General features: G+C 65.5%; 27 protein-coding genes. 11 read left to right on the top strand and 16 right to left on the bottom strand.

From position 1 onward, the window contains the following. Positions 1-19: 19 nt before the first annotated feature. Complete coding sequence (locus BLS74_RS02825; protein ID WP_093102803.1) at positions 20-994, bottom strand: tripartite tricarboxylate transporter substrate binding protein; 975 nt, start codon at positions 992-994, stop codon at positions 20-22. Between the two features lie 121 nt (positions 995-1,115). On the opposite strand from BLS74_RS02825, the gene BLS74_RS02820 reads away from it, so the two are divergent. Continuing rightward, on the top strand, positions 1,116-2,048 hold the full coding sequence (locus tag BLS74_RS02820; RefSeq protein ID WP_093102801.1) for a LysR family transcriptional regulator: 933 nt from the start codon (positions 1,116-1,118) through the stop codon (positions 2,046-2,048). Here BLS74_RS02820 and BLS74_RS02815 read toward each other — a convergent pair. Then, entirely contained in the window at positions 2,045-3,298 is a 1,254-nt protein-coding gene (locus BLS74_RS02815) for a porin (RefSeq protein WP_093102800.1), read from the bottom strand. The genes BLS74_RS02820 and BLS74_RS02815 overlap by 4 nt on opposite strands. 289 nt (positions 3,299-3,587) lie before the next feature. Here BLS74_RS02815 and BLS74_RS02810 point away from each other — a divergent pair, with 289 nt between their 5' ends. Continuing rightward, on the top strand, positions 3,588-4,634 hold the full coding sequence (locus BLS74_RS02810) for a LacI family DNA-binding transcriptional regulator (RefSeq protein WP_093102798.1): 1,047 nt from the start codon (positions 3,588-3,590) through the stop codon (positions 4,632-4,634). 28 nt (positions 4,635-4,662) lie between these two features. Further along, positions 4,663-5,628, top strand: coding sequence for a C-terminal binding protein (locus tag BLS74_RS02805; RefSeq protein WP_093102797.1), 966 nt, complete (start codon positions 4,663-4,665; stop codon positions 5,626-5,628). Between the two features lie 29 nt (positions 5,629-5,657). Here the strand turns inward: BLS74_RS02805 and BLS74_RS02800 are convergent, their stop codons facing one another. From BLS74_RS02800 to BLS74_RS02750, 11 genes are all read right to left on the bottom strand, one after another. After that, complete coding sequence (locus BLS74_RS02800; RefSeq protein WP_244503732.1) at positions 5,658-6,626, bottom strand: phosphotransferase family protein; 969 nt, start codon at positions 6,624-6,626, stop codon at positions 5,658-5,660. Positions 6,627-6,658: 32 nt separating this feature from the next. Then, positions 6,659-7,774 (bottom strand): alcohol dehydrogenase catalytic domain-containing protein, encoded by a 1,116-nt coding sequence (locus BLS74_RS02795; protein ID WP_244503731.1) that lies wholly within the window; start codon positions 7,772-7,774, stop codon positions 6,659-6,661. Positions 7,775-7,808: 34 nt separating this feature from the next. Then, positions 7,809-9,029 (bottom strand): amino acid ABC transporter substrate-binding protein, encoded by a 1,221-nt coding sequence (locus tag BLS74_RS02790; RefSeq protein ID WP_170855482.1) that lies wholly within the window; start codon positions 9,027-9,029, stop codon positions 7,809-7,811. Positions 9,030-9,090: 61 nt separating this feature from the next. Next, positions 9,091-9,621, bottom strand: coding sequence for a carboxymuconolactone decarboxylase family protein (locus BLS74_RS02785; protein WP_093102792.1), 531 nt, complete (start codon positions 9,619-9,621; stop codon positions 9,091-9,093). 20 nt (positions 9,622-9,641) lie between these two features. Beyond that, positions 9,642-10,646, bottom strand: coding sequence for a VOC family protein (locus tag BLS74_RS02780; protein WP_093102791.1), 1,005 nt, complete (start codon positions 10,644-10,646; stop codon positions 9,642-9,644). A gap of 43 nt (positions 10,647-10,689) precedes the next feature. Then, positions 10,690-11,277, bottom strand: a complete 588-nt coding sequence (locus BLS74_RS02775; RefSeq protein WP_093102789.1) for an NADPH-dependent FMN reductase — start codon at positions 11,275-11,277, stop codon at positions 10,690-10,692. A gap of 15 nt (positions 11,278-11,292) precedes the next feature. Beyond that, the gene (gene eno / locus BLS74_RS02770; protein WP_093102788.1) at positions 11,293-12,600 is read right to left on the bottom strand and encodes a phosphopyruvate hydratase; all 1,308 of its coding nucleotides are present in this window, start codon (positions 12,598-12,600) and stop codon (positions 11,293-11,295) included. Continuing rightward, positions 12,593-13,204 carry a cupin domain-containing protein gene (locus tag BLS74_RS02765; protein WP_093102786.1) on the bottom strand — a complete coding sequence of 204 codons (612 nt, stop codon included), beginning with the start codon at positions 13,202-13,204 and terminating at the stop codon, positions 12,593-12,595. The genes eno and BLS74_RS02765 overlap by 8 nt, the downstream gene beginning before the upstream one ends. Beyond that, complete coding sequence (locus tag BLS74_RS02760; protein ID WP_093102785.1) at positions 13,194-13,901, bottom strand: ABC transporter ATP-binding protein; 708 nt, start codon at positions 13,899-13,901, stop codon at positions 13,194-13,196. Before BLS74_RS02760 ends, BLS74_RS02765 begins: the two co-directional genes overlap by 11 nt. Next, positions 13,891-15,654 (bottom strand): branched-chain amino acid ABC transporter ATP-binding protein/permease, encoded by a 1,764-nt coding sequence (locus tag BLS74_RS02755; RefSeq protein WP_093102783.1) that lies wholly within the window; start codon positions 15,652-15,654, stop codon positions 13,891-13,893. Before BLS74_RS02755 ends, BLS74_RS02760 begins: the two co-directional genes overlap by 11 nt. Further along, positions 15,645-16,493: a branched-chain amino acid ABC transporter permease gene (locus BLS74_RS02750; protein ID WP_093102782.1), complete on the bottom strand. Its 849-nt coding sequence runs from the start codon at positions 16,491-16,493 to the stop codon at positions 15,645-15,647. The genes BLS74_RS02755 and BLS74_RS02750 overlap by 10 nt, the downstream gene beginning before the upstream one ends. A 264-nt stretch (positions 16,494-16,757) precedes the next feature. Between BLS74_RS02750 and BLS74_RS02745 the strand changes: the two genes are divergently transcribed. Beyond that, positions 16,758-17,552, top strand: a complete 795-nt coding sequence (locus BLS74_RS02745; protein ID WP_093102780.1) for a fumarylacetoacetate hydrolase family protein — start codon at positions 16,758-16,760, stop codon at positions 17,550-17,552. 75 nt (positions 17,553-17,627) lie between these two features. Here the strand turns inward: BLS74_RS02745 and BLS74_RS02740 are convergent, their stop codons facing one another. Both BLS74_RS02740 and BLS74_RS02735 read right to left on the bottom strand, forming a co-directional pair. Beyond that, the gene (locus BLS74_RS02740; RefSeq protein ID WP_093102779.1) at positions 17,628-18,683 is read right to left on the bottom strand and encodes an alpha/beta hydrolase family protein; all 1,056 of its coding nucleotides are present in this window, start codon (positions 18,681-18,683) and stop codon (positions 17,628-17,630) included. Positions 18,684-18,961: 278 nt separating this feature from the next. Then, positions 18,962-19,207 (bottom strand): hypothetical protein, encoded by a 246-nt coding sequence (locus tag BLS74_RS02735; RefSeq protein ID WP_093102777.1) that lies wholly within the window; start codon positions 19,205-19,207, stop codon positions 18,962-18,964. 38 nt (positions 19,208-19,245) lie between these two features. Here BLS74_RS02735 and BLS74_RS02730 point away from each other — a divergent pair, with 38 nt between their 5' ends. Together BLS74_RS02730 and BLS74_RS02725 are read left to right on the top strand one after the other, a co-directional pair. Continuing rightward, complete coding sequence (locus BLS74_RS02730; protein WP_244503730.1) at positions 19,246-19,800, top strand: DUF3734 domain-containing protein; 555 nt, start codon at positions 19,246-19,248, stop codon at positions 19,798-19,800. Positions 19,801-19,827: 27 nt separating this feature from the next. Then, entirely contained in the window at positions 19,828-20,577 is a 750-nt protein-coding gene (locus BLS74_RS02725) for an acetoacetate decarboxylase (protein WP_093102776.1), read from the top strand. On the opposite strand, the gene BLS74_RS02720 is transcribed toward BLS74_RS02725, so the two are convergent. Beyond that, a complete protein-coding gene (locus BLS74_RS02720; protein WP_244503729.1) occupies positions 20,565-21,524 on the bottom strand; it encodes a LysR family transcriptional regulator in 960 nt (319 codons plus the stop codon). The genes BLS74_RS02725 and BLS74_RS02720 overlap by 13 nt on opposite strands. A gap of 114 nt (positions 21,525-21,638) precedes the next feature. On the opposite strand from BLS74_RS02720, the gene BLS74_RS02715 reads away from it, so the two are divergent. From BLS74_RS02715 to BLS74_RS02695, 5 genes are all read left to right on the top strand, one after another. Further along, positions 21,639-22,376, top strand: coding sequence for a transporter substrate-binding domain-containing protein (locus BLS74_RS02715; protein ID WP_170855481.1), 738 nt, complete (start codon positions 21,639-21,641; stop codon positions 22,374-22,376). 42 nt (positions 22,377-22,418) lie between these two features. Beyond that, on the top strand, positions 22,419-22,988 hold the full coding sequence (locus BLS74_RS02710; RefSeq protein WP_244503728.1) for a GlcG/HbpS family heme-binding protein: 570 nt from the start codon (positions 22,419-22,421) through the stop codon (positions 22,986-22,988). 8 nt (positions 22,989-22,996) lie between these two features. Further along, the gene (locus BLS74_RS02705; RefSeq protein WP_093102771.1) at positions 22,997-23,722 is read left to right on the top strand and encodes an RraA family protein; all 726 of its coding nucleotides are present in this window, start codon (positions 22,997-22,999) and stop codon (positions 23,720-23,722) included. A 12-nt stretch (positions 23,723-23,734) separates the two neighbouring features. After that, positions 23,735-24,715, top strand: a complete 981-nt coding sequence (locus tag BLS74_RS02700; protein WP_093102770.1) for a D-2-hydroxyacid dehydrogenase family protein — start codon at positions 23,735-23,737, stop codon at positions 24,713-24,715. Between the two features lie 86 nt (positions 24,716-24,801). Then, on the top strand, positions 24,802-25,731 hold the full coding sequence (locus BLS74_RS02695) for a Bug family tripartite tricarboxylate transporter substrate binding protein (protein ID WP_244503727.1): 930 nt from the start codon (positions 24,802-24,804) through the stop codon (positions 25,729-25,731). The last annotated feature ends 39 nt before the right edge of the window (positions 25,732-25,770 follow it).

Below are 25,770 nucleotides of genomic sequence, written 5' to 3'. Positions count from 1 at the left end.
TCTGAAGAAAATGCTTCTCTCACTCGGGTTTGATGCCCGTCTGCTGAATGAACTTCGACCACCGCGCGCCCTCGCTCTGCAGGAAGCGGGACAGCGCTTCGTCGCTGGTCTTGAGAACGTCGATCGCCTGCGCCTTGTAGATCGCCTGGATCTCGCTCGAATCGAGCGCCGCGTGGGCCGTGGTGCGCAGCTTGCCGATGACGCTGGATGGCGTCTGGGCCGGGGCCACCAGCCCCATCCACACCGAGGTGTCGAAGCCCTTCAGCCCCAGCTCGTCGAGCGTGTGCAGATCCGGCGCGATCGAGGTCCTGCGAGGGCTGGTGACGGCCAGCGCCACCAGCTTGTTCGCGCGCACGTGCGGCAGCACGGTCGAAGCCGGCGAGAACATGAGCTGCACCTGGCCGCCGAGCAAGTCGGTCACCGCGGGCGTGCTGCCCCGGTACGGAACGTGGACCATCTTGACGTCGGCCATCAGTGCGAACAGTTCGCCAGACAGGTGAGGCGAGGTGCCGACGCCGGATGATGCATAGGCCAGAGAGGCCGGCTTGGCCTTCGCGAGTGCGATGAGTTCGGCCACGGTCGCGACCTTCAGCGAGGGATGAACCACCAGGACATTGGGAACGTTCCCGATCAGCGTGATCGGCTTGAAGTCTTTCAGTGGATCGACCGCATTGGCGCCCGGGAACGCGGCGTTGATGATGTTGGCGATCGTGATCGCGAAGACGGTGTAGCCATCGGGCTGCGCCGTGGCCACGGCCTTGGCGGCGATGTTGCTGCCGGCGCCGGGCTTGTTGTCCACGACGAAGGGCTGGCCCAGGCGCCTGGACATCTGCTCCACGACGGCACGCACCGCCACGTCAGTTGCTGTGCCGGGCGGGAAACCCACCAGCACCTTGACGGGCGCGCTCGGATAAACAGGTTGCGCTGCGGTCCATGACGGCAAGGCGGTGGCAGCAAGCGCTGGCACGGCGGCGAGGAGTTCACGGCGTTTCATGTCTCTGTCTTTCTGTTGAGGGGCAGACCGGGTCTCTCCATCGGCTTGCATGGCAGTGATTAGAAGACGCGCGTGGCTATGATTCAATCGAGACTTTCCAATCGAATGATTGGCTCCGCTCATGAATGTGACTCTCCGCCAGCTCCGAGCTTTCGTGCTGGTCGCGCGGCTTGGCAACTTCACCCGTGCCGCGCAGGCCATGCACCTCACGCAATCGGCACTCAGCCTGCTTGTGCGCGAACTCGAAGGAGCCATCGACAGCCGGCTGTTCGACCGCACTACGCGAGCCGTGGCCCTGACGGCGGCGGGCAGCGACTTCTTCCCGCGCGCGGAACGGGTGCTGGCCGAGCTCGAGTCGGCGCTCGCGGGCGTGGACAAGCTCGTGGCGAGGGAGCGCGGGCGCGTGGTGGTGGCGGCGCCGCTGATTCTGTCCAGCACCTATCTACCGCCGATCCTCGCCGCCTTCGGCGCGCAGTACCCGGGCATCGAAGTCGTACTGCAGGACACGCTGCCCAATCAGGTGTTGCCGCTGGTGCGCAGCGGTGCGGCCGACGTCGGTATCGGCACCTTCGCCTCGGATGAAGCCGACATCCAGCGCACGCTTCTCTTCTCGGAAGCCATGGCAGCCGCATTCCCGGCGGGGCATGCGTTCAGCCGCTTGCAGCAACTGACCTGGGCGGATGTCGCGCAGGAGCCGGTGCTCGCATTGAGCCGCGGCAGCGTGTTCCGCGACCTCACCGAAGCGGGCTTTGCGGCTGCCGGGCTGATGCTGAAGCCCGCAAGGGAGGCCAACTATGCAGGCTCGCTCATCGGGATGGTTGACGCCGGGCTCGGCGTCGCGATCCTCCCTGGCTATGCGGTGAAGCTGACGGACCCTGCGCGCATCGGCTGGCGCCGTGTAGAAAACCCCTTGATCGACCGCGAGGTCTCGCTCGTGCAACGCGCGGGCGTTTCACTCTCCCACGCGGCGCAAGGCTTCGTCGACTTCATCGTCGCGCCGCGGGCAGCGCAGCAACCAACACCGACCAAACGGGTTCGAAGCAAGGTGCGCTAGAACGCGTGGCGGATGCCGAGGTCGTACCCACTTGAAGTTCGCGGCGCAAACACGCTCGTGCTGATGAACGCCGGCCCGCCCACCGTCAGTGCAGCGCCGTTCTTGTTGCTGACGCGAGCGACAGTTGCATACAGCGCTGTGCGCTTGGACAGGTTGTGCACATAGCTGAGGCTGAACTTGCTGGCTTCCGGATTGGGCACCGGCGCTAAGGCTGTGGGCGCCGAATTCATGTCGTACCTGACGCGCGAATAGGCGGCGCGAATGAGGCCCGGACCCACGGGGACGGTGGCTCCGATCAAATAGCCCTTGAGGTCGGTATCGGGCAAAGGGACCAAGGGCGCGACTGCATGGTCGCGCGTTCTGCTGACGCGAGACAGTTCGCCGAAAAGCTTGACGATGCCGAAGTCGTACGACGCGCCCAGATTGGCCGTCTTCACATAGTCGGTGGTGCCCGCGAAATAGTCGTCCCCCGCAGTGCTGCTGCCATAGGCGAGTGCAATGTCCAAGGGGCCGTTGGCATAGCCGATGCGGCCTCCCACATAGCGGCCGGCGCGGGTGTTGGCGACAGGGCCGGCGTTCACCTGGCCGGTGAGAGGGTTCACGCCCGGCGGCGTCGCGGTGCCTGGCTCGAAGGTGTTGTTCTCGTGCAGCGCATACATGAACTGGCCATAGAACCCGCCCAGCGCGGGGGGCAGGAAGTAGCCGATCGAGTTGCTGGCACGTATGTAGTTGGCATTGCCGCCAAAACCGCCGGCGCCACCGGTGGAATTGAAAAGGCTGGCTGAAGAGATCAGGTTGGCGCCGACGCCGACCGCGGCAAAAGGGTCGTACACCGTGTCGTTCCAGAAGGTTGGCGTGAAGTCGCGCCCCAAGCGAATTTCGCCGAATCCGCCCATGAGGCTCACGGTGGAACGCCGGCTGAAGTTCGCGAGGCCGGTCGCGCCGTCGTCGTTGGTGATAGGGCTTTCGAGCCAGAAGCCGGCTGCGAGCCCGCCGCCAAGATCCTCCGTTCCTCGGAAGCCCAGGCGGCTGTTGTTGTATGCCGAGTTCGCCAGCGCGGTTCGGCTGACGGAGCGCGACCCTTGGTTGACGTAGAGTGGCGACGCCGGCGTTGCGAAGTTCCGGTCCTCCGACTTGCTGGCGTAGTGGCTGATCGACGCATCGACGACGCCGAAGATCGTGACGGACGACTGGGCGCATGCAACGCCGCTCGAGCCGAGGGCGAGCATGCCAAGCAATGAGCTCTTCAATTTGTCTGCATGACGTACACAAGGGTTGCGCTTCACGTTGTTGTCTCCTGTTTTCGTTGTGATCCGGGCGGATTGGCCGGCCGGTGGATCAGTCCGATCCGGTTTGTGCTATCGTTAGCATAAATTCTATGAAGACTGCTTCGAGAAAGTCAACGACTTCGATGTGCGTTTTCGTCAGAGGTGCGACGACTCTCTGGCGAGAGCGCGCGACGTTTGGCAGGGGTGGCGCGGCTTGGCAAGCTGCCTACGCTGTGCTATCGTTAGTGCATTCCTGCATTCATCTCATTCGATGGTCACGATCAAAGACATTGCCGCCCGCCTCGAGGTTTCCGCGTCCACCGTCGGGCGGGCCTTGGCCGACGACCCGCGCATCAGCTCCGCCATGAAGCAGAAGGTGCTCGAGATCGCGAACGAGTTGGGCTATGTCGCCAACCGTGCAGCACGCATGATGCGCGGCGTCTCCAGCAACCTGGTGGGCCTGGTCGTTCCGGATATACGCAACAGCTTCTACTCGACCATCGCGCATGCGCTGTCGAAATGCCTGGAGAGCGCGGACCTGCAACTCACGCTGTCCGAGACTGACGACGACCGCCTGGTCGAGCTGCGCCATATCCGCGAACTCACCAGCGTCAACGTGGCCGGCATCATCATCGTGCCCACGGCCCGGCCGCATCCGGAGTCGGTGCGCCTTCTCAAGATGACGCCGCGCATCCAGTTGCTGCGCAGGCATGCCTCGCTGGGCGAGCACTGGTTCGGCATCGACGACACGCAGGCGCTCTTCCAGGCGACCCGTCACCTGGTCGAACTCGGCCATCAGCGCATCGCCTATATCGGCGGCACCACGGACCTGCCCACCGGAGCCGCGCGGCTGCAAGGCTTTCAAAACGCTCTCGCCGGCAGCAAGGCGGCCACGCATGCGCGCGAGGAACTCGGAGTGCCGTCATCGACGGACTTCGGCCGTGATGCGATACGGCGCCTGCTCGCACTGCGCAGCCCGCCTACGGCGGTGGTCCTGGGTTCGGTCCAGAACACGCAGGGCGTGCTGGAGGAACTGCTGGCAAGCGGCGTACGCGTGCCCGAACAGTTGTCCGTCGTCGGGTTCGGAGACGAGTTGGGCTTCAGATGGTGGGGACCTGGTCTCACGACCATGAGCCTTCCTGTCTCCGAGTTGGCCACCGCGTGCGGGCTCTGGTTCATCCATCAGCTGAAGCAGAAGCCTGCAAGCGCGGCGCCTTACAGCTCCGTCTCACCCCCCACGCTCGTTGTGCGCGGCAGCACCCGGCCGGTGGACGCGGCAAACGCCAAGCGCGGCCAGGCACGTCAGCTCGCCGGCTAGGCATTCCACCGTCCGATCCATCCAGACCATGAATCACACCGTCCTGCTCACAGACTACGCCTGGCCCGACGACAGCATCGAGCGGAACATTGTCGAAGCCGCTGGCATGGGCCTCGTGAGCGGTCCGGCGACGCCGTTGCCTGCGGATGGCATTGAAGTGCTGGCGCGCGAGCATCGGCCTTCGGCCATCCTCACTTGCTGGGCTCCTGTATCGGCTGGCGCCATCGCCGCTGCGCCGGATCTCAAGATCGTTGCCAGGCTTGGCGTAGGGCTCGACAACATCGCGGTCGATGCCGCGACCGCGCGGGGCATCTGGGTCACCAACGTGCCGGACTATTGCGTGGAGGAAGTGTCCGACCATGCGGTCGGCTTCGCGCTCGCGTGGACGCGCGGTCTGGTTCGCTTCGACCGCGAAGTGCGCGCCGGTCGCTGGGATCCCGCGACGGCCAGGCTGCGCCGCCTTGCCGCGCTCACGTGCGGGATCGTCGGTTTCGGGCGCATAGGCCGCGCGACCGCGCGCAAGCTCGGCGCCTTCGGCTGCAGGGTGTTGGCACACGATCCCCACCTTGCCGACGGCGGCGAGGGCGTTCAGAGCGTGGATCTCGGCACCCTGCTCTCACGCAGCGACATCGTGATCGTGCACGCGCCGCTGACGGAAACGACACGGCATCTGATCAACCGCGAGCGGATCGCGCAGATGCCTCCCGGTGGCCTGCTGATCAATGTCAGCCGCGGCGCCGTCGTCGATACGGACGCCGTGATCGAAGCACTCGGCAGCGGTCAGCTCTCCGCCGCCGCACTGGACGTTCTCGAGTCCGAACCCGATGTTCCTGCTCAGCTCCGCACCCACCCCGGCGCGATGCTCACGCCGCATGTCGCCTTCTCGTCGGACGCATCGCTGGTCGAGCTGCGCAGGCGCGCGGCCGAGGAAGTCGTGAGAGTGCTGCGCGGCGAAGCACCGCAGCAAGCACGCAACGCGCCGGCGCAACGATAGCTCCGGCGCGCCTCGCTCGCCGATGGAGATCAGCGAAGCAATGCAAAGGTCCACTCTCTTGCGATAAGCGAGAGTCGGTTCACGGGACGAAGCACCAGCGGGCGGGCGAACTCACGCACCACTTCCCGCCGGGCTTCATCGCTCACGTACTCGACCGGCGACTTGCCGTCGATGCGGGCCAGCAGCAGGGCGGGCAGCAAGCGAGCGGCACGTTCTTCCAGATCCCCGCGCGGCTCCCAGCTGGCCTGCTCGAAGTAGGCACCGGTCAGCGCCGTGAAGGCCGCAAGCAGGGCCGCGCAACGGTCCGGACGGACGAGGCACTTCAGCATGAGGTGGTTCAGGCAGAAAGCGAGGTCGAAGGCGGGGTCTCCGTACCAGGCGCACTCCGCGTCGAGCAGCACGGGCCCGCGAGGGCCGACCAGGATGTTCTTCGGACTGACGTCGCCGTGCACAAGCGCGATGTGCAGCCCGGCCGTGCGCTCCGCCAGCTCCATCAGCCGAGCGGAGAGCGTCGGATGCCGGTGCGCCGTCGCGACGAAGTAGGGCTCGAGACGCAGCGCCCGGAAGTTGTCCGTGGTGTCGAACGCGGCTGCGAGCTCGGCCTTTCCCGCACTTGCCGCATGCAGCTCGCCGAGAACATGCCCGACAGCACGCGCCGTGCTCGTCGAGACATCGCCGGCCATCAGTTGTTCTTTCCAGACCGGATGTTCTTCAGGTGCGAGAAAGGACATGGCGAAGAGGCCTGCCTCGGGATCATGGGCGAGCGGACGCGGCACGCTGTCGGGCGCGTGGCATGCCGCGAACTGCAACCATGCCCATTCGTACGCGTTGCGCGACACCGGGGCGTGCCAGTCTGCTGAAACCTTGAGCTTGGCAAGCGCGCGCTTGATGCAGAGCGATCGACCAGGGAGCTCGACGCGCCAGATATCGGACGACACCCCGCCCGCAAGCGAATGCCAACGCGCCGGTTCTTGCGGACTTGCAAGGCCCTGCGACACCAGGAATGCGCCGAGCGAAGATTCCGGACTGTTCACGCCGCGTCCGAAACCTGGGGAAGCACGACGTAGTTGCTGAAGCCGCCGTCGCGGTCCTTCAGGCCGGAGATGGCCTCGTTCACGCGCGAGAGCGGGAACGTTCGGTGCTCCAGGTACGACAGGTCGATCGTGCCCGTTCGAACCATCTCCGCCATCTCCTGGCCCTGTGCCGTCGTGAACCAGTTCGATCCGATCAACTGGATCTGTTCGTCCATCAGCCACTTCACGTCGATCGGCAGGTCTTCCGCCACGCCGCCCACATTGACCACCTTGCCGCCACGGCGCACACCCTTCATCGAGTCGAGCATGGTAGCTGCAGGCGCCTTCGCGCCCAATGCGCTGATGGTGAAGTCGACGCCCTCCCCGCCTGTGAGCGACTTGGCCCATTCGCCGCTGGACCCTTCGCCGAGCTTCATCACCTGGATGCGTTCGGGCGCAAGCGCCTTGATCCTGCTCAGCAGCCGTTCGTCGCGCCCGGTGCCGAGGATCTGCGACAGGCCCATGGCCAGCCCCAGCACCGTGGCTGCGACGCCCAGGGTGCCCGTGATGCCGTCGATCAGGGCGACTTGGCCGGGGCCTGCGCCCGCATTCTTCAGGGCGCCGTAGGAAGTTCCCAGATAGCCGAACCGCCCCGCCTGCTCGAAGCTCAGGTTGTCCGGAATGTTGACGATCGCGTACTCCGGCGCCGTCATGTATTGGCTGAAGCCGCCGTACGGATACAGGTCGAAGATGCGCTGGCCGTCCCGGCTCGTGCTGAAGTAGCCATTGAGGGTGAAGTAGCGGCAGTGGCTGCGCTGGCCGGCGCGGCATGCCTTGCAGGAGCCGCAGGAACGCAGCGGACTCACGTAGACGCGGTCCCCGGGCTTGGCATTGATCACGGCTTCGCCGACTTCTTCGATGACCCCCACCGGATCCAGCCCGAAGACCGCCGGAAACCGCGGCAAGGGCTGGTGAGGGAACCAGGTCGGCCAGTTGTTGATGACGTTGGCCATGTTGGGGACGATGCCGCACGCCATCACCTTCACCAGCACGTCCGTGGGACGGGGTTTGGGAATCGGGATCGTGTCGAGCGACATCGGGGTGGCGAGCGCGTGCAGCCTTGCTGCGATCATGGTTCTGTTCATATGGATCTCTTGCGTGAAGACCTCAGGGTGCGACGAATGCCGCCCCCGGAGGGCGAAACTTGGGCGGCCAGACGGTGACCCACTTCCCGTTCTGGGCCTGCTTGACCTTGGTGTCGGCCACGCCGCTGTTGAACCTGCCGTCGAAGCGGCGCGTTCCCAGCACGGTGTTGACCGCATTGGCCCTGAGCCAGGCGGCCATGGCCTTGTCGTCGAGGCGGCCCACGGCGGTCGCTGCAGCCTCCAGGATCTGCCAGGCCGCGAACTCCGCTGCGGCCTGGTAGTCGACGTGCGGCCAAGACAGCCCTGCCGCCTTCGCACGCTCGCTGTAGGAAGCGACGAACTCGGCCGCCCCCGCGTTCTGCGTGAAGGGTGCGTGGTCCTCGAACCAGGTGAGCGTGGTCAGGCCGCCCGCCTGCGGATTCGACACGGTCGGCCCCGGCGCGGGAAATAGGTGGAACTGGCGCGCAGGCTGATAGTCGATGCGCTTCATGGCGTCGAGCAACTGCGTGGCCTCCAGTCCCAGCGCTCCCGACCACAGCAGGTCCGGCTTGGCGTCCTTGATGCGGGCCGCGATGCCGCCGAAGTCGCGCGTGCCGAACTCGTACTCGAGCGACAGCACGACCTTCAAACCCCGCCTGGCCGCGACCTCCTGTCCGCCTTTGGCGAGATCGAGGGCCGACGGAAACTTGCTTGTGACGAAGGCGATGGTTCTGGGCGGCGTGGCGGTACCGGCATAGGCGTCGAGCAGCACCTCGGTATCGGCCGTCCGCGGCTCCGGCCCCAGCGGAAGCGCGGGAAACTGCATGTCGTAAGGTGCCAGGCTCGGGTCGCCGAGGCTGCTTTGGATGAACAGCTTGCCGAAGCGCTGTGCCACGCCCATCGCCGCGATGATCGAGCTGGTGCCATAGGGCCCCATCAGCAGATCGACCTTTTCGGCCGTGATGAGGCGCTCGTACAAGGTGCGCGTGTTGGCTGGCTGCGACTGATCGTCCAGCAGCATCAACTCCAGCTTGCGCCCCAGCAATCCACCCCGTTTGTTCAGCGCGTCGACGAACACCTCGCCGGCGACCTTGTGGATGCCGCCCACCGGCGCGAGCGGTCCGGTGAGAGGCAGCGTGCCGCCGACGCGGATCGGGCCGACGCCGCCCTGCTGTGCGCGCGCCGGCAGGCCATGTGCGAGCGCCAGGCTGCCTGCGACTGCAAGAAAGGCGCGACGCTGCAATTGGGATTTCGTTGTGCTCATGGTTGTCTCCTTGAACTCGGATGAACGGCTTGGACGATGCCGGCGCGGTGTGCGGCGGGCTTCATCGGTATCCGTCTTCCAGCTCGATGGAGAGCGCTCCCATGATGCGAACGCCGGAGTTGTACCAGCCGATCGTGAGGACCAGCTCCACCTGCTCGCGCTCGGACAGGAAGGCGGCGGCCTTGCGCCACGTGGGCTCGCTCACATCGACGCGCAGGGTGGACTCGCGCGCCAGCGCCATGACGGCGCGTTCCTCTTCGTCGAAGAGCGGGGAGCTTTCGAATGCGGGCACGGCCCGGAGTTGTTCGGCACTGATGCCTGCCTTCAGTCCGTGAGACTGGTGATGTGCGATCTCGTACGCCGACGAGGTGCAGTGGCCGACGGTGAGGATCGCCAGTTCGCGCAGCTTCGGGCTCAGCTTGGAGCCGCGCAGCGTGTTGGCATAGGAGATGAACCCATCCAGGATCTGCGGAGCGTGCGCCAGCGCCCTGAAGATGTTGGCGGTGGGCACCTTGCGCTCACGTTCCAGCCTGTCGAACAGGGCCTGATCGGCGTCGGTGTCCGAACGTTGGAGATATTTGACTCGCGCCATGGTTTTGACCTTTCTCGTCTTTACTTCTGAGAGGAGAGCTTCAGCGCATAGCTCTCCAGCGTTTCGGGATTGGGTTTCTCGGCTGGTTCGATGAGGGAGGCACCCGCGAAGTCGGTCGCCTCGAAGTACCAGCGAGCCGGGGCCGGCAGTCCCCAGCGCACGTTGGTGCTCAGCGAAGCGGCCTCCCACCGGACGGGCTCAATCTCGATGTCGATGGTCTGGTAGTGGCTGTTGAACAGTTCCACGCGGTGGCCATCCGGATCCCGCAGATAGACGAACAGCATCCCGCCCGGCCCATGTCGGCCCGGCCCCCGCTCCACCGAAGCGGAGTAGCCGTAGTTGCCTGCCAGATCGCAGGCGGTAAAGATCTGGTGCGACTCCGGGACGGTGTAGGCGAAGTGGTGCAAGCGAGGCCCCTCGCCCTGCACGATCGCCAGGTCGAGGCAGGTGCCCTTTCGGTACATGAAGGCGCCCAGCAGCTTGTCGCCATGGGCGATGTACTCGGAGTTTCGAAAGCCCAGCCGGCTGTAGAACTCGCACAGCGCATAGGTATCCGGCGCCAGCAGCTGATAGTGATCGAGACGCTGTGCATGCGCGCCGGTGAAGCTCTCGCGCTTGAGATACATCCGCGGCAGCGTCTTCATCTGGGCGCACAGCTCGATCCTGGTCCCGATCGGATCCTCTACGTGGAGCGTTCGCCCCTGGTGCGGAACATCGACCCATTCGGCAGAGAGTCCCTCGGCCCTGAAGAACTGGTAGGCGCTGTCGAGGTCTTCCTCGAAGAAGACGCGAAAGCCGATTCGCTTGCAGGTCTGCTCGCCGCGCGACTGCACCAGCACCAGGCTGTGATGGCAGGCTTCAGCCAAGCCTCGGAGGTAGCAAATGCCTGCGCCCTCCTCCGAGACGACGAGTCCGACGATGTTGACGTAGAAGTCCCGGCTCTTTGCGAGGTCCGAGACATGGAGGACGACGTGGCTGGCACGCGTGATGTTGAACGGCGGACGAAGGTTGACGGCGGGCAGCATAAATGGACCTCGCGGATGGGTTGTTGAGGGATGGACTTGTTGCTCAGGCTTCGGCGCGCTGCGTTGACAGCGCTCGTGCCGTACGAAGCAGGCCGATTTCGGCGATCAGGTCATCGATGGCTTCGAGCGCGAATGTCAGGCTCGCGGGGTCAGTCAGTCGCCCGTCTTCGATCTTTCCGTTGACGCCGGCGATCACGACCTGCGGTCTCGAGATGACGCGCGACAGGGTGCCGCCCAGCGCTTCGCGCAGCTGGGCTTGCGCGCGCACGCCGCCGGTGAATGCCGGCGAGCTGGTCATGACCAGCACCGGCTTGCCTTTCAGCGGGGAAGCAAATGCCGGTCGCGACGCCCAGTCGATCGCGTTCTTCAGGACGCCCGGCATTCCGAAGTTGTACTCCGGGGAGCACATCACGACACCGTGGCTTGAATCGATCGCCGCCTTGAATTCCCGCACGGAGTCGGGAAGCCCGGGCCCGTCGAGGTCTTGGTTGTACAGGGGAATGCCGTCGAGCGGCAGCAGCGTCATCTCCACGCCCGATGGCAGCGATGCCTGGAGCGTGCGGAGAATGGACGTGTTGCTGGAAGCTTGTCGCAGGCTGCCCGAAATGCCTGCCAGCCGGATCGTATTCATGGGAATGACTGCCTTCTAGTGTGGCTTGCGCCGTGTTGATGGAACGAGGAACGGCAATGCGGACCACCCGCTGAACACCGCGTCGCGGCCCAGCGATTCCTCGATGCGCAGGACCTCGTTCCACTTGGCCATGCGCTCCGAGCGGGAGAACGAACCCACCTTGAGCTGGCCGGCGTCCCAGCCGACGCTGAGATGCGCGATGGTCACGTCCTCGGTTTCGCCCGAGCGCGCCGAAACAATGGTTCCAAAGCCCGCCTGCTTGCCGGCGCCCAGCGCCGCGTGCGTCTCGGTGATGGTGCCGGCCTGGTTGGGTTTGATCAGCACCGCGTTCGTGCATCCTTCGGCGGCGGAGGCCGCCACGCGGGCCGCGTTTGTCACGAGAAAATCGTCGCCGATGATCTGGCAGCGGGCGCCATAGGCTTCTGTGAACTGACGGAAACCCGCCGGGTCGTCCTCGGCGAGCGGGTCCTCGATCGACAGGATCGGATACGCGTCGAGCCAAGCGCCGAGCATCGCGATCATTTCGCCGGTGTCGAGGCTGCGGCCATCGAGCGCAAGCGCGTAGCGTCCGTCGCGGCCGAATTCGGAGGCTGCGATATCGAGGGAAATGCCGACCTGCTCGCCCGGGCGCAGGCCGGCATCGGCGATGGCCTGCATCAGCATGTCCAGCGCCTGTTCGTTGCAGTCGAAGGCTGGCCAGTAGCCTCCTTCGTCGGCGACCCCCTGGAGCTTGCCTGCCTTCTTCATCAGGGCGCCGGCGGCGCGGTAGATCTCCGCGGTCCATTCGAGCGCCTCGCTGAAGCTGCCGGCAGCGGGACACATCACCATGAAGTCCTGCACATCGACGCGCCGCGCTGCATGCGCGCCACCGCCAAAGATCTGCACTTCGGGCAGCGGCATGCGCACCGGCCGTTCGCCGGCGAGATAACGCCACAAGGGCTGCCCCGCCGCCGAAGCCGCGGCGTGCAGCACCGACATCGAGGTGGCCACGATCGCGTTGCCGCCCAGGCGGCTGCGGTCCGGGGTGCCGTCGAGTGCCACCAGACGCGCGTCGATTCCGGCCTGGTCGCGTGCATCGAACCCAACGAGGGATGCCGCGATTTCCCGGATCGAGGTGAGCGCCTTCGTCACATCCAGGCCGCCGAAGCGCGTGCCGCCGTCACGCAACTCGAGCGCCTCGCCGCTGCCGGTGGAAGCGCCAGCGGGCGCGATGGCGCGAGCCACGGTTCCGCACGCCAGGGCGACCTCCGCCTCCACCGTCGGGCGTCCGCGCGAATCCCACACGCGCCGCCCGTGCAGCCGCGTGATTCTTGTATCAGTCATGAGAATTTCCTGTGTCGAATGGCGTGTTGTCCCGTGCCGCAGCCGAAGCCCCGATCAGCACGAAGGCGAGCGTCGCGCAGCGCTCGCTCTTGTTTCGCCACGCATGGCGGGTTCCGTTCTGAACCACCACGTCATGGCGCCGAAGATGTGCCGAGCGCCCCTCGTCGAGCTCGAGCCAGATCTCGCCGTCGAGCACGATGCCGTAGTCCACGGTCTCTGTGGTGTGCATGCCATCGGGTTCGAAGCGCTCGGCCAGCCCCGGGCTGATCGCCAGGTTTTCTGCGGCAGCGGCGGCCGGATCGAAGTCCGGCGCCGAGAACACGCTGTCCGGCGGGAAGGTGACGATCAGAAAGCGCGTCGCACCGGATGCCGGAACGATGTCGGCGACGGCTGGCGTCGGGTCCGCGCCGTCGAAAGGCAAGCCGGGCACCGGCGCGGTGGCCCACACGAGCCGGGACACCATGCCCGGAATGTGCTGGAAGGCGTTGGAACGCGGGACCGTCGTGTCGAGCGTCACCGCCGACGCGCCGCCCCCATCGTGCCCGGTGACGAGCCGGCGGACGGCAAGCGGCACCCCTTCGTCACGTGAGAAATCAGACGCCAAGATAGGCCTCCCGGATGCGAGGGTTGCTGAGCAGCGTGTCGGGTTTGCCCGAGGTCACGATCCGACCTTGCTCGATGACATAGGCGTGGTGCGCCATCTCGAGCGCCTTGTGGATGTTCTGCTCGACCAGCAGCACGGCGACGCCACGCTCGTTGATCGTGCGGATGATCCGGAACATGTCGTCGACCACAGCCGGCGAGAGGCCGAGCGAGGGTTCGTCCATCAGCAACAGCCGGGGGCGCGCCATGAGCGCGCGGCCAATCGCTACCATCTGCTGTTGCCCCCCGGACATCGAGCCGGCGATCTGGTGTCGCCGCTCCTTGAGGATCGGAAAGAGCGAGAACACCTTGTCGAGCGAGCCTTCCCCCGAGGCACGCGCTTCGGCGCGATAGCTGCCGAGCTCGAGATTCTCAAGAACGGTCATGTGGGTGAACAGGCGCCTTCCTTCCGGGACGATGGCGATGCCGTGGTCGCACACGCGATGGCCCGGAATCCGCGCGATGTCCGTGCCGTCGAGCCGGACCTCACCCTGCCTCGGGCGCAGGATGCCCGCGATGGCGTTGATCAGCGTGCTCTTGCCCGCGCCGTTCGGCCCGACCACCGCGACGATCTGGCCGGCGCCGATGTCGAGGGTCGCATCCCAGAGAGCCGGCGCATCGCCGTAGGACACGTGAAGATTTCGCACTTCAAGCAGCATGGGCGGTCCCCAGGTAGGCGCCCACGACGCGGGGATCCTGCATCGTTTCACGCGGTGGCCCCAGGGCGAGCAGCGTCCCCTGGTCGAGCACCGCGATGCGATCGGCGAGAGCGACCACAGCGCGCATCAGGTGCTCGACGAAGACGATGGTCGTGCCGCCCGCCCTGATCTTCCGGATCATCGTGATGGCCTGGTCGACTTCGGTCGGCGTCAAGCCGCAAAGCACCTCGTCCAGCAGCAGAAGCCGTGGCCGAGCCGCCAGCGCGCGGGCGAATTCGACGAACTTGCGTTCATGCAGATTGAGCGCGGGCGGCAGCGCGTCTGCCTTGGCCTCCAGTCCAGTGAATGCAAGCCAGCGACGGGCCAGCGCGTCCGGACTGCTCTCCCCTGCCGTCTCGCGCGCACCACCGAAGAAGGCGCACAGCCGCACGTTCTCCAGCACCGTCAGGTGGTCGAAGAGGCGGGGAATCTGATAGGTGCGCGCGATGCCGCGGCGCGCGATCTCATGGGGTGCTAGGCCGTCGATGGCCGCGCCCGCAAGCTGGATGGAGCCGGAGGTGAGCGAAAAGTGCCCGCTGATCATGTTGATCAGCGTCGACTTGCCGGAGCCGTTCGGCCCGACAAGCGCCAGGATCTCCCCCTCGTAGACCTGCAGATGAACACCCTGCAGCGCCCGGATGCCACCGAAGGACTTTGTGACGCCGCGGCATATCAGCAGCGGCCGTCCGGTGGCAGTCTGGATCGCAGGCGACCTCATCACAACCACGTTGCGAAGCTCTTGCGCAGCCGCAGGCGCGGCGTCCTTCCGGCGCACCAGACGACCCAGCAGGCTGGGGGCGATCCCTCTGGGCAGGACCAGGATCACCACCACGAGCGCGAGCGCGACGCCGGCACGACCCAGTTCGGCGTGCCCGCCGCCGATGAAGATGCTCAACGCGACGGTGATCAAGGTGGCGCCGATGGCGGGCCCGGCCCAATGACGGGCGCCACCGAGGATGCTCATGAGCACGACGTACAGCGGCACGGTGATCGAGAAGGTCTCCCCGACGGTGACGTAGCCCACGTAAGCGGCCTGGATCGCCCCCGCCGCACCGGCAATCGCCGAGGAGATGGCAAAGGCGATGAGCTTGTAGTGCAAGGTCGGCACGCCCTTGACTTCCGCCACGTCCTCGTCGTCATGGATCGCCAGCAGACCCGCCCCCAGGCGCGAGCGAAGGACCCGGCGCGAAACGGCGAGCGCGGCAAGCGCAAGCGCGAGCCCCAGGAGATAGATGGCGCCGGGTACCGTCGTGCCGAACTGCGGGACGGCGACGTTGCTCAGGTAGATCCCGCCGCCGCCGTCGAGCGGCGTGTTGGAGATGATCGCGGCCAGCACGAAGGTGACGGAGAGCGTCAGCAGCGCGAAGAACTCGGCGCGCAGGGTCTTGATGCGGAACACCACGAGCCCGATGCCGAGCGCCAGCGCGGCCGCGATCGCCGCTGCCGCGGGAACAGTCAGCAGAAAGGGCACGCCCCATTTGCCGGCCAGCGTGGCCGTCGTATAGACGCCGGCACCGAAGAATGCCGCGTGGCCGAAACTCCAGTACCCCGAATAGCCGCTCAAGATGCCCCAGCTCGTGGCGAGCGCAATCCAGAAGAAAACGACATAGAGGTACGACAGGTAGAAGTCGGCGACGCCCGAGTAGGGAAGCGCGACCAGAAGCGCGACGGCCGCAACTGCCGCCGTCCGGGCAGGCTGTCGGGTCAGAGCCATTTGGGCCTCCACAGCAGGAGGACGATCAGGATCGAGAAAGCGACCAGCGGCGCCCAGGCGGGATTGACCGCCGCCATGGTGACCGACTCGGACACGCCGATCAGACAGCCGGCGGCAAGAGCGCCTAGCGGCCTGGCCAGCCCGCCGATGATCACGACCGCAAAGACGACGCCGATCCAGGCCTCTATCTGAGAGGGCGCGAGCGTCGAGGTCAGCGCGATGAACACACCGGCGACGCCGGCCGAGGCGGCGCACAGGCCGGCAAGAAGGTACGACAGCCGCCTGGCGTTGATGCCGAAGGCTGCCGCGATAGCGCCATCGTGGGCGGCGGCGCGCAATGCCTTGCCGAGCAAGGTCCGGTTCAGCCCTGCCCACGCGGCGACTGCAAGGAGCGCCGCGCAAGCGAAGGCGGCGAGCTCGGGCACGGGCACGAACACTGCTCCGATCCGCAGCGATTCCTGGGCGTAGCCGGACTCGAACTTCCGGAAGTCCGCAGACCAGATCCATTGAATCAGGGACTCGATCAGGATCGTGATCCCGAAAGTGACCAGCATCGACGCGAACTCGCTGACCTGAAAGCGCACGAAGAGCGCGTGCAAGGCGAGCCCCGCGACGAAGAACGCAGGCACCACGACGAGCGCCGACAACCACGGCGCAATGCCGAACTGCGTTCCCAGCTGATAGGTGAGGTAGGCACCCAGGAAGGCCAAGGCGAAGTGGCTCAGGTTCACCAGGCGCAGCAAGCCCCAGCTCAAGCTGAGTCCGAGCGCAAGCAACCCGTAGATGCCACCGAGCAACAAGCCGCCGATGGCCGATTGTGCGAGCAGCGTCAGGCTCATGATGCGCGCGCGCCCGACTCGGGATCCCGTCCGGGCGATGCGGTGCCGACAGGGGCGAACCGCAGATGGTGTCCAACTTTGCTCATGAGCGAATGTCTCCTTGTTTGTGCTAACGTTTGCGCATATTCTTGCAAACGCGCAATCGGCTTGTCAACGATCTTTCGAAAATTATTACTTGTACATGGCCTTCGTTGACAATCAATGCCTCTCAGGCTAACGTTAGCATTAGATATCGGTCCCAACGGAAGAAACGGAACCCCACCCATGCACATCGCCAGATACGCGTTGGACGAATGCGTCCACTACGGAGTCATCGAGAACGAGACAACGATCGTTCGACTGGAGGGTTCGCCGCTTGACGGCCTGACGCGCAGCGGGGCCATCGATGCGCTTGCGGCTGTGCGCCTTCTCTCCCCCATCGAGCGGCCGCGCGTGTTCGGGCTCGGCTACAACTACACCGCGCATTCGAACGAGGTCGGGAAGGCGGTTCCTCAGTTGCCCGTGCTGTTCATGAAGCCGAGCACGACGGTCATTGGTCCGAACGAGTCGATCGTCTACCCCGACGATGGACAGAACATCCACTTCGAGGGCGAGCTCACTGTTGTCATCGGCAAACAAGCGCGCCACGTGTCCCCGGCGAATGCGCTGGACCATGTGCTCGGCTACACCTGCGGCAACGACGTGAGCGATCGGGTGCTGCAGCGCCGCGAAAGCGAATTCGGCTGCCTGCTGGCGGGCAAGGGTTATGACACCTTCGCGCCGATGGGGCCGGTGATCGCCACCGGACTGGACCCTTCCAGGCTCGGAATCATCACGCGGGTCAACGGTGCCGTGCGCCAGGACGGCACGACCGCGGATCTTCTCTTCTCGGTGCCTGCCATCGTCTCCTACCTCAGCAGGTACATGACCCTGCTGCCGGGCGACATGATCATGACCGGCACCCCCGCGGGCGTCGGCCCGATCCAGGTGGGCGACACCATCGAAGTCGAGATCGAGGGCATTGGCATCCTGCGCAACGATGTCGTGGCGGAGGATCGCGGCAACGCGCCGCGTTCGTAGCGAACGGCCGGTCCCGCGGTCGGACAGGAGCTGGTTCGGCCTCGTCATTGCCGTCACACAACGCCGGCGGATGACTCAGCGCACCTTGTCCGCGATCCAGCGCAGGATGAAGTCAGCCACCTCCAGGTTGTTCTTGTCCTGCATCATCATGTGCGAGTTGCCTTTGATGCCCACGTCGGGAAGCCGCACCAGGCTCGCCCTGCCTGCCTCGAGGCGATTGATCCGCTCGACCACGGCCTTGCGTGCCTCATAGCGAGGCTGGCCCGTGAACACGGGAGCGTCGAGATGGTCGCCGAACAGTTCCAGCACGGGGACACCTCTGTAGGCCGCGATCTGCGCGTCGGTGGGAACGACCGACTGCGCACCCTCGATGTTGACGACCGCCTTGACCAGGGCGGGACGCAGACCGATCAAGGCATCGGCAAAGGGCCCCGCCAGCGAGTGCACCACGACGATCGCGGGCCCGATATCGTCCAGCAGCGCCGCGAGCGCCTGCGGGGCCGTGCCCATGCCACCTCCCTCGAGCATGGCCTCGGCAAAAGGCACGCCCTGGGAAGCGAATCGCGGGAACGCCTCGACCGGGAACTGGGTATCCGGATACGCCGTTCCGTGCGAAGGCCCGAAGCGAAAGAGAGGCCAGGCAAGTTCGGCAGTCACCATCAACACGCTGGCGGGCAGCCCCGAGACGCTTCCCTCGGCCTTGGCCTCGTTGATGGCTGTCGAGTTGAAGCCGGAGCGTCCGCGCCCGGGCGTGTCGACGACGTAGACGGCATGCCCCTTGCGCACGAGGTAGGTTGCCCACCCCTCCCGTCCGTCGGGAGTGGTCTCGTAGCTCATGCCGGTCAGCCCACCGCCATGCACCAGCACGATGGGGATGGCGCTGGTTCTGCTTGCGGGGACGCGATAGTGCACGTACATCTGGTTGACGGTCACCGTCCCTGGGCGAACCGGACCGGCAGGCGAAACCCCCGGATGTTTGGAAGTGACGGCCTTCCCGTTGACGAAGAACATTCCTTCGTCGGCCAGGTTCAGGGGCCCGCCGATCGAGGCGGCGGCGGCGGCCCCGATGCTCCCGCATCCGACCACAAGCGCGCAGGCCGCGGCGGCGATCTTTCCGGACATGTGAAGCATGAAGCGTCTCCTCGTTCTTGCAGTGACGCAGGAATTAGAGAAGCTCGAACTCGGCCTGTCCAACGAGTAAAGCAAATGAACCCATCGGATCCGCTCATGAACGTGTCTTGGGGCCCCGCGTCGTACTGCGCCCGCTCAGTAGCGCAGCTTCAAACGTCATCTCCCGTCGCCCCGGGAGTAACCGTACCGACACACGCACGAGCGAATCTTGCAGCACTCGTGACGCTGCGGCATTTCGGGGCCTTTCAACCACTGACACAGGAGCTACTGCGATGACCTCACGCCGGATCTCCGGAGCGACACCGATGCCGCTGACCACCGCACAAAGGAGAGTGGTCTTCGCCACCTTCCTCGGCTGGATGCTCGATGCCTTCGATTTCTTCCTGCTCTGGGTGGCATCGCCGATGACAGCGGTGTCGCCAGCCTCGAGCAGGCCGCTCGGCGAGCACTTCGTAGATGCCGGCCTGGTATGCGCCCAGTGCGCCGCCACCCTGCAGCACCAGCGCCTTGGTGGCGGTACGCATGTCGACGCTAAAGGGATGAATGGGCGCTGCAGTCTTGATTGCAAGAGCGCGCCGCGGTGCTTGACGAACACCCGCGCAGCGAGCCGCTCGTGGCACTGCAGGTCGACCTGTTCAACGCCCGCGGGTCGATGCCACAAACGCTGGCCGAGGTGATGGCGCGCCAGAAGGACATCCAGCACTCCAGTCGGACCCGGATGAATACCGACGCGTGTGCCGCCCGTCTGAACCTGCGGCAGTCACTGGTCGACCTGCTCGACCGGCTGCCGCCCGAGATGCGCGAGGAGCCGGGCGTGGCCAGCTTGTGTGCGCACATGAAGCACGAGCCGGTCGACATCGTGCACTTGATCTACCGCTACAAGCCCTACGAACTCGATTCCAAGGACTACGAGTTCTCGCGCATCACGGTCCTCGAGCATTGGGAGGCCGGCGCGCGCGACATGCGCAATACTTTGGCGCACCCGGAGTTGCTGCGCACCCAGACGCAGGCCAGCGGCGTTACGACCTTCGACCTGACCGAACCCGGGGAAGCGCGTATTCGTCGACCCATGAGGACGATCGCGTCAGGCGGCTTGCCGTCCACCAAGGCGCGCTAAGGTTGTTTTCCCGACCAAAGGAGTTCCATGAACATCGCAGACGTGCGCCGGCAGGCCTTTGCCATGCCGATTTCCAGCCCGGCCTTTCCGCCGGGGCCCTACCGTTTCACGCGGCGCGAGTTCGTCGTCATCACTTACCGTACTGACATGGACGCATTGCGCGCCGTGGTGCCCGAGCCGCTCGAAGTGGTGGAGCCGCTGGTCAAGTACGAGTTCATCCGTATGCCCGACTCCACTGGTTTCGGCGACTACACCGAGTCGGGCCAGGTCATTCCGGTGCAACTGCGCACTGCCAAGGGTGTGGAGCACGGCGCTTACGTGCATGCCATGTACCTCAACGACCATCCGCCCATTGCTGGCGGGCGTGAGCTCTGGGGCTTCCCGAAAAAGATCGCCTCACCGGTGCTCGACTACGAGACCGAGACGATCGCCGGTACGCTCGACTACGGCAATGCACGCGTGGCCAAGGCGACCATGGGCTTCAAGCACCGCGCACTCGATGCTGCGTCGATCCTGGCGGGCATCGCGGGGCCGAACTTTTTGCTCAAGATCATTCCGCATGTCGACGGCAGCGCCCGAATTTGCGAGCTCGTGCGCTACTACATGGTCGATGTCAAGATGCACGGCGCATGGACCGCGCCGGCCTCGCTCGAGCTGCACCCACATGCGCTGGCGCCGGTGGCCGATCTGCCGGTGCTGGAAGTCGAATCGGCGGTCCACTACATCGCTGACATGACGCTTGCGCTCGACACGGTCGAGCACGACTATCTCGCCTGAACACAGACCTCCGCCACGAGCGAGCGGAACCATTGATGAGCAGGGTGAGCATGCAGCCGCTCGTGCCAGATCAACTTGTACAGGAGCTTCTCGACCTCGAACGGCAGGTCCCGTGTCACAAGTTTGTTCTTGACCATGAGCTTGCGAGACTGGCCATGGAGGAGGTCGCTGGGAACGCAGACCAGCAGGTCGCTGTCGGCCACGACCCGCAGTGCGTCGGCGAAGCGGTTGACGACCGCGACCACGCTGCGGCCGCGGCCATGCAGGCTGAGCCAGCTGTCGACGATGCCCATGTCCTGGCCCGACGGCGATACAAGCACATGCCGCGCATCGGCAAACGCATCCAGAGACATCGCGCGACCGAGATCGTGCCCTCGCCTCATGACGCAGACGTAGTGGTCCGCGCGAAGACTGTGCACGTGGACGCTGTGGGGCAGCGTTGGAAACATCCCGACTGCGCAGTCCAGCGTGCCGAGTTCGATCGCCTCGAGTGAACTGGCATTCGTGTGGTGGGAGAACACGACGCGTCCGAAAGGAGAGGCTTCGCTCAGCTTTAGCGTGATGCCGGAGACCGCCTCGGATGCAAGGCTGTCGGTCACCGCGATGCGAAAGGTGGTGGCGTCCGCACGAGGATCGAAGTGCTGCGGCGCGATCGAGGCGCGCAAGACGGCGAGCGACCGATGGATCCCAGGCCACATCGCCAACATCCGCGCCGTCGGCCGAACGCCATTGGGCACCTTGATGAACAGATCGTCGTTGGTCAGTCGGCGGGCGCGACGAAGCGCGTTGCTGACGGCGGGCTGGGTCATCGCGAGACTGGCCGCCGCGCGCGTCACGTTGCGTTCGAGCATGACGGCTTCCAAGATGGAAACCAGATTGAGATCCAGCCGCACATTATTCACTGGGATGATGACGATACCGGCGAATTCTAAATTGGACGCGTGCATCCATGCGCGTGAAGATGCGTGCAAGAAATACGGCGGACACTGAAAGCGCGATGTTGCATGACCAGGCTGGCTACTTACTCCCCATTGTTGTTGTCGCTGCTCGCTGGAACCGTCATGGCCGCCGAACCGGTCCTGGCGCCCACGGGTCAGCTGCGAGCTGCATACATCGTCGCCAACCTGGCGCAGGCGCGCCGCGATCCCGCCACCGGCGTCGTCTCGGGCGTGGTGGCCGATCTCACCCGTGAGCTGGGTCGCAGAGCGGGCGTGCCGACGGCCATCGCACCTCTCGCGACGGCGGCTGATGTCCTGGAAGCAGTGCGAAGCGGATCGGCCGACATCGGATTCGTAGCCCCGAATCCGCAGCGAAAGGGCACGGTGCTCTACTCCCAAACCTACATGCTGGTGCAACAAAGCGCACTGGTGCGCGCCGACTCGAAGATGCAGTCGGTCCGGGACTTGGACGGTGCCAAACAAGCAGTTGGGGTGAACACGGACGACAGCGTGGGCGTATGGCTGCAAGAGCGGCTGGGCGCCGCGCGTGTTCGTGCAACGCCCGACTACACGTTGCGAGAGGCCGTCCAATGGCTCACGGACGGAACCGTGATTGCCTTTGCCGGCAACCGGCAGCGACTGGCAGCCAATACGCGAGACGCATCGGGACTTCGGCTGCTGCCCGACAACTTCTATGGCGTACCGCAAGCGATCGCGGTTCCTCTAGACCGCAGTGATCGACTGAAGTGGATCAACGCGGCGCTGGACGACCTGCGCGCGAGCGGCTTCCTGGCGGATTCGGTGTTGCGCAGCGGCGTGGATGGACTCGACGTCGCACCGGCCGAGCCGCGCGGCCGTTGACCTGCAGCACGGCCGAGTCGAAATGATATGAAAGGTGATTCCATGCTCCAACAGCTCCATTCCTTGCGCCCCACCATGCGCACGACACGGCGGACCATTGCCGCACCGTTCGCCCTCGCTTGGATCTTCTCTGCCGCTGCCGCATTCGCGCAGACGGCGCCATCTCCGCCGCCGCCTCCTACCACGCCCTACGGCTCGCCCATCGGCCTCGCCCAGGCCAAGAAGGTGATGGCCGCTGCCGAGGCGGAGGCCGTGAGGAACGGTTGGAGCATGGTGATCGTCGTCATGGACAGCGCCGACCACGTCGTCATGCAGGAGAAACTCGACAACACCCAGTACGGTGCTCTGGCGGGAGCCGAGGACAAGGCGCGCAGCGCGCTTCACTTCAGGCGTCCCACCAAGGACCTCGAGGAGGTGCTGGCGCGAGGCGGGATCGGGTTGCGCTATCTGGCGCTTCGAGGAGCCATGCCGCTGGAGGGCGGCGTGCCGATCGTCGTGGACGGGAAGATCGCGGGCTCGATCGGTGTGGGCGGCGGCACGTCGGTCCAGGACGGGCAAGTTGCCAAGGCCGGCAGCGAATCGCTCAGGCAAGACGCAAGCACAACCCGATAGGACGCGCAATGGCAGAACGAAAGCTCACTGGAAAGATCGCGCCCGAGCGCATCCTCATGACGGCGCTCCCGAGACCCGATCCAGATCTGATCGCCGGCTTCCTCTCGCTGGGCGACGCAAGCGGCATCCTGTCGGACATCATGGACGAACTCGGCATCACGGGCGTGCTGCCCGCCAGCTGGTTCAAGCCGACGATGGCAGGCACGTGCATCGTCGGCCCTGCATTGACAGTACGCAACATCGCGTTGCGCGAGCACCCGTATGAAGCTGCCCGCGCAAAGGTCAACAGGATGGCCGAGTTCGAAGCGCACAACCTGGCCGAGTCGGGCGATGTCATCGTGATTGACGGCGTGGCGGGTGTGTCGAACATGGGCGGCATCTCGGCGCAGACCGGGAAGCGCCAGGGCGAGGCTGGCGCGATCGTCAGCGGCGGCATCCGCGACGTGCCGCACTCGCGAAACGTCGGCTACCCGGTGTGGGCCACCGAAGTGACGCCGATGACAGGCAAGTGGCGCATCGAGACGGTCGAGATCAACGGCGACGTGAACATCGGCGGCGTTCGCGTTTCTCCGGGGGACATCGCATTCGCCGACGACACCGGCGTCTGCTTCATTCCTCGAGCCAGGGCGCGCGAAGTGCTGGAACTCGCCCTGAAGAAGGCCGCCGCCGAGGAGCGCAAATGCCGGCTCATCGACGAAGGCCGCCCCGTCGCGGACCTGCCGACGAACGCCTGAAGCGGATCACCCATGAACATCGCCATCCTCGACGATTACGCGGACGTTGTCCGCAAGCTGGACTGCTTCAGCCTGATCGCGGACAAGGCCGTCACCATCTACACCGACTACGTGAGCGACCTCGATGTACTCGCCGATCGGCTCCAGGACGCGGAAGCGATCGTGCTGCTGCGCGAGAGAACGCCGATCGGCGAGGCGCTGCTGCAACGACTGCCGAAGCTCAAGCTGATCAGTCAGAACGGCCATGTTCCGCACATCGACCTTGCGGCATGCACGCGTCATGGCGTGCTTGTCAGTGCGACCTTGACGTCGCGGCCTTCCTACGCGGCAGCGGAGCTGACATGGGGCTTGATGATTGCGGCCCTGCGCCACATTCCGCTTGAAGTCGAAGCGCTGAAGCAGGGGCGCTGGCAGAGCACGATAGGACGGGGGCTGCGGGGCCGCACGCTGGGCATCCTCGGCTACGGCCGCATCGGAAAAGTGATCGCCGGCTACGCCAAGGCTTTCGAGATGCCGGTGCTCGTGTGGGGGCGCGAAGGCAGCCGCATCGCGGCCGAGGGCGATGGGCTCGCGATGGCAAGAGACCGCGCCGACTTCTTCCGGCGCTGCGACGTGATCTCGCTGCACTTGCGGCTCAGCGACGACACGCGCGGGAGCGTCACGGCCGACGACCTGGCACGCATGAAACCCACTTCGCTGCTGGTCAACACCAGCCGTGCGGAACTGATCGCCCCTGGCGCACTGGTGGCAGCATTGAAGGCAGGCAGGCCGGGGATGGCGGCGGTCGACGTGCTGGACCACGAACCAGTCCTCGGCGCCGCCGACCCGTTGCTATCGCTTCCCAATGCAGTGTGCACCCCGCACATCGGCTACGTCGAGATCGACAATCACGAGATCGCCTACGGGAACGCGTTTCGGCAAATCCTGGCCTTCGAGGCCGGCGAGCCGATCGCCGTTCACAACCCCGAGGTGCTGCGCACACTCCGGGCCTGATCGACCGGATGCTCGCCGTACGGCCGAATTGATTGGGAGACATACACATGTGCTCATGGCGCTTCTGCGCTTTCGTAGCGTTTGCCTTGTCGAGCCTCATCCCTGGGCTTGCCGTTGCGCAGCCCTATCCGAACAAGCCCGTCAAGATCGTCGTGCCCTTCACGCCAGGCGGCAGTCCCGACGTGCTCGCCCGCACCGTGGCGCAGAAGCTCCAGGAAATCTGGGGACAGCCGGTGATCGTGGAGAACCAGCCGGGCGCCGGCGGGGCGATTGCGGCCAAGGCCGTGGCGCACGCGTCCGCGGACGGCTACACGTGGCTGGTAGCCCCGAACAGCGTGCTGGTCTTCGCGCCGTTGCTCGGCGCGGTCCCTTACGACCCCGTCAAGGACTTCGCCCCCCTTGGTCTTGCGATCTCCGTGCAGAACCTGCTCGTGGTCCATCCGGCACTGCCGGCCAAGAACGTCAAGGAATTGTTGGCGCTTGCGAAGGCGCGGCCGGGACAACTCACCTACGCCTCCGGCGGACCGGGTTCGCCGCAGAACTTCTCGCTCGAGTTGCTCAAGAGCATGAGCGGAACATCGATCCAGCACGTTCCCTACAAGGGCGCACAGGCCGCGCTGCCGGACCTGCTCGCGGGGCGCGTGGATCTGTTCCTTGGCCAGGCGAATGCGTTGCTGCCGCATATCGAGTCCGGGCGCCTGCGGCTGCTTGCCGGTACGGGCGCAACTCGCTATGCGTCGCTGCCGCAGCTGCCGACGGTGGGCGAAGCCCTGCCCGGCTTTTGCGTCGACATCTGGGCGGGTTTCGTCGCGCCGGCGAAGACGCCTGCGGATGTGATCCGCAAGGCGAATGCCGATGTCATGCGTGTCCTCGCCATGCCGGACGTCCAGGCAGTGCTTGCCAAGCAAGGAATCGAGGTTCGTTCGAGCACGCCGGAAGCGATGGCGACCGTCATCGAATCCGATCTGAGAAGCTGGGCCCGGGTGGTCAAAGAGGCGAACATCAAGGCTGAGTAATGGGCGCCGCAGTGCGGTGCCGGTGCGGCGCCTTCAATG

Origin of the sequence: Variovorax sp. CF079 (genome assembly GCF_900101545.1) — a bacterium.
Taxonomy (GTDB): Bacteria; Pseudomonadota; Gammaproteobacteria; order Burkholderiales; family Burkholderiaceae_C; genus Variovorax.
Note: the sequence above shows the minus strand (reverse complement) of the source record. Positions and strands in the feature narration are given on the sequence as shown.

Coding starts and splice junctions, on each gene's coding strand:
- BLS74_RS02750 (WP_093102782.1), bottom strand. CDS start 16,493: ATGAGCCTGACGCTGCTCGCACAATCGGCCATCGGCGGCTTGTTGCTC.
- BLS74_RS02785 (WP_093102792.1), bottom strand. CDS start 9,621: ATGGCGCGAGTCAAATATCTCCAACGTTCGGACACCGACGCCGATCAG.
- BLS74_RS02795 (WP_244503731.1), bottom strand. CDS start 7,774: ATGATCGCAGCAAGGCTGCACGCGCTCGCCACCCCGATGTCGCTCGAC.
- BLS74_RS02810 (WP_093102798.1), top strand. CDS start 3,588: ATGGTCACGATCAAAGACATTGCCGCCCGCCTCGAGGTTTCCGCGTCC.
- BLS74_RS02820 (WP_093102801.1), top strand. CDS start 1,116: ATGAATGTGACTCTCCGCCAGCTCCGAGCTTTCGTGCTGGTCGCGCGG.
- BLS74_RS02760 (WP_093102785.1), bottom strand. CDS start 13,901: ATGCTGCTTGAAGTGCGAAATCTTCACGTGTCCTACGGCGATGCGCCG.
- BLS74_RS02725 (WP_093102776.1), top strand. CDS start 19,828: ATGAACATCGCAGACGTGCGCCGGCAGGCCTTTGCCATGCCGATTTCC.
- BLS74_RS02705 (WP_093102771.1), top strand. CDS start 22,997: ATGGCAGAACGAAAGCTCACTGGAAAGATCGCGCCCGAGCGCATCCTC.
- BLS74_RS02755 (WP_093102783.1), bottom strand. CDS start 15,654: ATGGCTCTGACCCGACAGCCTGCCCGGACGGCGGCAGTTGCGGCCGTC.
- BLS74_RS02715 (WP_170855481.1), top strand. CDS start 21,639: ATGGCCGCCGAACCGGTCCTGGCGCCCACGGGTCAGCTGCGAGCTGCA.
- BLS74_RS02735 (WP_093102777.1), bottom strand. CDS start 19,207: ATGCGTACCGCCACCAAGGCGCTGGTGCTGCAGGGTGGCGGCGCACTG.
- BLS74_RS02775 (WP_093102789.1), bottom strand. CDS start 11,277: ATGAATACGATCCGGCTGGCAGGCATTTCGGGCAGCCTGCGACAAGCT.
- BLS74_RS02805 (WP_093102797.1), top strand. CDS start 4,663: ATGAATCACACCGTCCTGCTCACAGACTACGCCTGGCCCGACGACAGC.
- BLS74_RS02720 (WP_244503729.1), bottom strand. CDS start 21,524: ATGCACGCGTCCAATTTAGAATTCGCCGGTATCGTCATCATCCCAGTG.
- BLS74_RS02780 (WP_093102791.1), bottom strand. CDS start 10,646: ATGCTGCCCGCCGTCAACCTTCGTCCGCCGTTCAACATCACGCGTGCC.
- BLS74_RS02790 (WP_170855482.1), bottom strand. CDS start 9,029: ATGAGCACAACGAAATCCCAATTGCAGCGTCGCGCCTTTCTTGCAGTC.
- BLS74_RS02700 (WP_093102770.1), top strand. CDS start 23,735: ATGAACATCGCCATCCTCGACGATTACGCGGACGTTGTCCGCAAGCTG.
- BLS74_RS02745 (WP_093102780.1), top strand. CDS start 16,758: ATGCACATCGCCAGATACGCGTTGGACGAATGCGTCCACTACGGAGTC.
- BLS74_RS02825 (WP_093102803.1), bottom strand. CDS start 994: ATGAAACGCCGTGAACTCCTCGCCGCCGTGCCAGCGCTTGCTGCCACC.
- BLS74_RS02740 (WP_093102779.1), bottom strand. CDS start 18,683: ATGCTTCACATGTCCGGAAAGATCGCCGCCGCGGCCTGCGCGCTTGTG.
- BLS74_RS02710 (WP_244503728.1), top strand. CDS start 22,419: ATGCTCCAACAGCTCCATTCCTTGCGCCCCACCATGCGCACGACACGG.
- eno (WP_093102788.1), bottom strand. CDS start 12,600: ATGACTGATACAAGAATCACGCGGCTGCACGGGCGGCGCGTGTGGGAT.